A 4391-nucleotide genomic window follows, 5' to 3' on the forward strand; every position below is an offset into this window, starting at 1 on the left:
GTAGCGCATGACTGTTAATCATGATGTCGTAGGTTCGAGTCCTACTTGCGGAGTTCTTTTTTTTTACCCAAAATTTGGTAGCTTGCTGCTTTAGCTCAGTCGGTAGAGCGTCACCTTGGTAAGGTGGAGGTCGCCGGTTCAATCCCGGCAAGTAGCTTACAAAAATATATAAAATTAAGTGAGACTGGTGAATACCAGTCTTTTTTGTTTTTAGGTATTTCCAACATGATTGTACAAGCTTTTTTGAAACTTTGTAGTATGGTATAATCATCGTATGTTTAAAGAGGAGTTGTAGAAATTTATGAAAAAAACATATTTTATTATTGGAGATGTTCATGGAGAGGACCAAATGCTCGATGAAATGTTAAAAAATTGGGATGAAAGTACTCAACAATTGGTTTTTCTTGGAGATTTAATTGATAGAGGACCAAATAATAAAAAAAGTGTTTTAACAGCAATGGAATATGTAAAAGAAAAAAATGCATGGTATGTGATGGGAAATCATGAAGTGATGTTTTTAGCGTGGATTGATAATCCAGAAGAACGTTTTGATCATTATATGAGAAATAACGGAAATACTACCATTAACCATTTATTAAATCGTCCTGTAGATACAGAAATTGATTCTTTAAAAGATTGCGAATTAGTAAAAGAGCAATATCCTGAGTTAATTTCTTTTTTAAGAGAACGTCCTTTATATATTGATGAAGGAGATGTTTTATTTGTTCATGCTGGAGTCGATTTAAGATTAGAGCATTGGTTAGATACAGTTCCAAAGGATTTTTATTGGATTCGTGAACCTTTCCATACTGGAAAAAATACAACAGGAAAAACGATTATTTTTGGTCATACTCCATTAAAAGGGTTAAACGAAGATGGAGATTATATGAAGTTATGGCAACATGATGGAAAAATCGGAATGGATGGCGGTGCTGTTTTTGGTGGAGCTTTACATGGTGTTGTATGGCATGATGGTAAAATTCAAAAAATTTATAGTTTAGAACATAAAGATTTCCATTAATGGAGGTAAAAAATGAAGAAAAAAGCAGTATTATTATGGTTTGTTTATTTTTCTAATTTAATGATTGTTCCTCGATTTTTTCTTACACAAGCTGAAGATGGCACATTACATGTGGATAGAAAAGTATATATTTTAGTCCAATTGATTACAGCAATGTATGCAGTTTGGTCTTATCGAGAAGTAATTCAAAGAGGATTTGAAAATTTAGTAAAGCGTAGATTTGTTCGTGATATTGCGATTGGATATGTAGTTCGAGTTGTACTGACTATGTTTTTAGCTCTTGTTGTTCCATTACAGCAAACAGATAATCAAGCGAATATTGAATCATTATTAAATTCTACATCTATTATATTAATGCTGATTTTAACTTGTGTGGTTGCACCGATTGTGGAAGAGTTAGTATTTAGGGAAGCGATTATTGGAGCTTTTAAAGATAAAATGAATTCTTGGATTTTAACGGGAATTTCTATTTTCTTTTTTGTTTTACTGCATTCAATTTCAAATAGTGGTGGAATTGATTGGAATGCTGCTTTGATGTATGTTCCGTTAACGATTCCTTTAGTAGGAATGTATCGTTATTATGACGATAATGTTGCGGCATCTATGTTAATGCATTTTGTAAGTAATGGTGTTGCGATGATTTTTTTAGTAGCTAGAGGTTTCCTATCATGAAAATAATTCAAGAAAATCAACTGAAATTTTTAATTCGTTATGGGTTGTTAATGACAGCTCTTGTAGAATGGGCATTATATCATCCGGTAAATGCCTATCATTTGCTACTATTTCTTGTTATTGTTGTTGTAGCTCAATTAGATTACTATTCGATTCAATATCCTTGGGCAATTTTAGCTCAAGGTATGGCAGTTTTAGCATTTTGTTATTTTATAGGAAATATTTTTATTACTTTAATGCTTTTATTATGTTTTGAGATTAGTTTTAGATTTTCATCTTTACATGCCATTATTCTTCAAGGGATGATTACTTTAGTGGTTATTATTTTAGGAATCAAGCAACAACAATGGTGGTCGATTCCAGTAATGATTTTTGGAAATGTATTATTTTATTATGGAGCACAGCTTGTTTTAAAATTAAATTACCAAGAAAATTTATTAAAAGAGCAAGAAAATCAATTATTTGAGCAGAAAAAGGAATTACAACAAGCACAATATACAATGGGAACGATGAAGGAATTATATACTTTACAAGAGAGAAATCGTATTTCAAGAGAAATTCATGATTCAGTTGGGCATAGTCTTTCAACGATTATTATTCAACTAGGAGCGATTAGTAAATTAAGTGAAGAAAATAGTCCTCAAGTTTCTCAAATGAGTGTACAGTTAAGAGAATTTGCAGTTAAAGGATTACAAGAAGTGCGTACTGTAGTTCACGATTTAAAACCAGAACAACTAACGAAACAACAACTAAATGTAGCTTTAGAAGAATTTATTTATGAAACAAAACAACATAGTGGAGTGGAATTTGTATTTCGACAAAATAAACCAACATTTCAACTATCTAAAGAGCAAGAATTAACCATTTTTAGAGGGGTACAGGAAGCTACGACAAATGCGATTCGTCATGGGAAAGCCACTAAAATTACGCTATTAATGATGTATTCTACAAATGAACTCATTGTTACAATTATGGATAACGGAGTAGGCTCTTCAGCTATTTCACTAGAAGGTGGATTAAAAGCATTAGAAGAGCGACTGCATGAACAACAGGCACAATTAGAAATTAAAAATACTGAACAAGGATTTACAGTGCAAATGAAATTGAAAGGAGAAGCCAATGTCTGAAAAAATTAAAGTGATGTTAGTAGATGATGAGCAATTAATTCGTTCTGGTTTAAAAATTATGCTAGAAACTTATCCTGATATTGAAGTGATTCATCAAGCTGGAAATGGACGAGAAGCGTTTGAATGTTGTCAAAAAGAAGTTCCAGATGTAGTATTAATGGATATTCGTATGCCAGTAAGTACGGGAATTGAAGGAACTAAACTTATTAAAGAAGCTTATCCAGAAGTGAAGATTGTGATGGTGACAACCTTTCAAGATACAGAATATATTGTAGAAGCAATGCAATATGGAGCGTCAGGTTATTTATTAAAAGATAGTAGTTATGAAGCTATTTATGATGGAATTAAAGTGGCTTTATCTGGGAAAGTAGTGATGGACGCAACAGTTTCTGAGAAATTAGTCATGCAACCAAAAGCACCGACTACTATAGAAAAAACAGATATTTCTTCATTAGGTTTAACAGAAAGGGAAATCGAATTAATTCGACTCATCTCTCAAGGGTTAAATAATAAAGAAATTTCAGAAGCTTTATTTTTATCTGAAGGAACAGTTAAAAACAATATTAGTACGATTTTATCGAAATTATCCTTGAGAGATCGTACGCAATTAGTAATTTTTGCTTATGACCATCATATTCGTTAATAAAAAGTATCGATAACTTTTCTTCTCATTGGAAACATGTTATACTGAACTCAATTCAATAGAGAAGCATTTGGGGTGCCGAAAGGCTGAGATCATACCCATTGAACCTGTTCTGGATAATGCCAGCGAAGGAAAATGACGATCAAGTATAGAAGAAGGATAACTTACAGTTGTTAAACTAGTATTTTATTCCAGTCTATGATTATGCAATGACTCCCCTTTTGTTTGTAATAACAAAAGGGGCTTTTTATATAGTTTTAACGGATTGTTTCTGTTAACAGGAAACATATGCTTTCGAATTGAAGTAAAACACCAATTTGTTGCCATCATTTTGGTGTGTTTTCCCTTTTCTCCACTATCAGAGTTGTGCCTGATAGTGGAGTTTCTCTTTATAGGCTATTAGTTGATTTTTATAGAAGATTCGGTACAATAACAGTAAGGAATAAAGGAGGCACTTTATGAACAAAAAAACAATTATTTCATTACTAGCAACAGTTACTTTAACAAGTCTTACTGCTGTACATGCAGAAGAAACTTCAAAAAAAGGTTGGATTAAAGAAAATAATTCATGGTATTTTTATCAAAATCAAAAACCTCTAAAAAATCAGTGGCTAGGAGAGTATTATCTAAAATCTGATGGGAAAATGGCTACATCAGAATGGGTATACGATAAAAATTATAAAGCTTGGTATTATTTAAAAGGGAATGGAGCATATGCTCAGAATGAGTGGGCAGGTTCATATTATTTAAAAACAAATGGAAAAATGGCTACATCAGAATGGATATATGATAAAAATTATAAAGCTTGGTATTATTTAAAAGGGAATGGAGCGTACGCTCAAAATGAGTGGGCAGATTTATATTATTTAAAACCAAATGGAAAAATGGCTACATCAGAATGGATATATGATAAAAATTATAAAGCTTG

At 31.9% G+C, this 4391-nt stretch carries 4 protein-coding genes, 1 tRNA gene, 1 pseudogene and 1 riboswitch; all 6 genes and pseudogenes read left to right on the forward strand.

All coding sequences use genetic code 11. The features are described from left to right. Positions 1–84 precede the first annotated feature (84 nt). Positions 85–157: transfer RNA gene (locus RWO76_RS08690), tRNA-Thr, on the forward strand. Positions 158–301: 144 nt separating this feature from the next. After that, positions 302–1021 (forward strand): metallophosphoesterase family protein, encoded by a 720-nt coding sequence (locus RWO76_RS08695; protein ID WP_314355246.1) that lies wholly within the window; start codon positions 302–304, stop codon positions 1019–1021. Positions 1022–1033: 12 nt separating this feature from the next. Beyond that, positions 1034–1693, forward strand: a complete 660-nt coding sequence (locus tag RWO76_RS08700) for a type II CAAX endopeptidase family protein (RefSeq protein ID WP_314355247.1) — start codon at positions 1034–1036, stop codon at positions 1691–1693. After that, complete coding sequence (locus RWO76_RS08705) at positions 1690–2820, forward strand: sensor histidine kinase (RefSeq protein ID WP_314355248.1); 1131 nt, start codon at positions 1690–1692, stop codon at positions 2818–2820. The genes RWO76_RS08700 and RWO76_RS08705 overlap by 4 nt, the downstream gene beginning before the upstream one ends. Continuing rightward, positions 2813–3463, forward strand: a complete 651-nt coding sequence (locus tag RWO76_RS08710) for a response regulator transcription factor (RefSeq protein WP_314355249.1) — start codon at positions 2813–2815, stop codon at positions 3461–3463. The genes RWO76_RS08705 and RWO76_RS08710 overlap by 8 nt, the downstream gene beginning before the upstream one ends. A gap of 61 nt (positions 3464–3524) precedes the next feature. Then, positions 3525–3614: riboswitch (TPP riboswitch) on the forward strand. A gap of 307 nt (positions 3615–3921) precedes the next feature. Then, positions 3922–4391, forward strand: a pseudogene (locus RWO76_RS08715) (N-acetylmuramoyl-L-alanine amidase family protein); the annotation flags it as partial.

The sequence above is a fragment of the uncultured Granulicatella sp. genome, assembly GCF_963521425.1.
Taxonomy (GTDB): domain Bacteria; phylum Bacillota; class Bacilli; order Lactobacillales; family Aerococcaceae; genus Granulicatella.

Bases quoted from the DNA above. Each gene is read 5' to 3' on its own strand.
- RWO76_RS08700 (WP_314355247.1), top strand. From the start codon at position 1,034: ATGAAGAAAAAAGCAGTATTATTATGGTTTGTTTATTTTTCTAATTTA.
- RWO76_RS08695 (WP_314355246.1), top strand. From the start codon at position 302: ATGAAAAAAACATATTTTATTATTGGAGATGTTCATGGAGAGGACCAA.
- RWO76_RS08710 (WP_314355249.1), top strand. From the start codon at position 2,813: ATGTCTGAAAAAATTAAAGTGATGTTAGTAGATGATGAGCAATTAATT.
- RWO76_RS08705 (WP_314355248.1), top strand. From the start codon at position 1,690: ATGAAAATAATTCAAGAAAATCAACTGAAATTTTTAATTCGTTATGGG.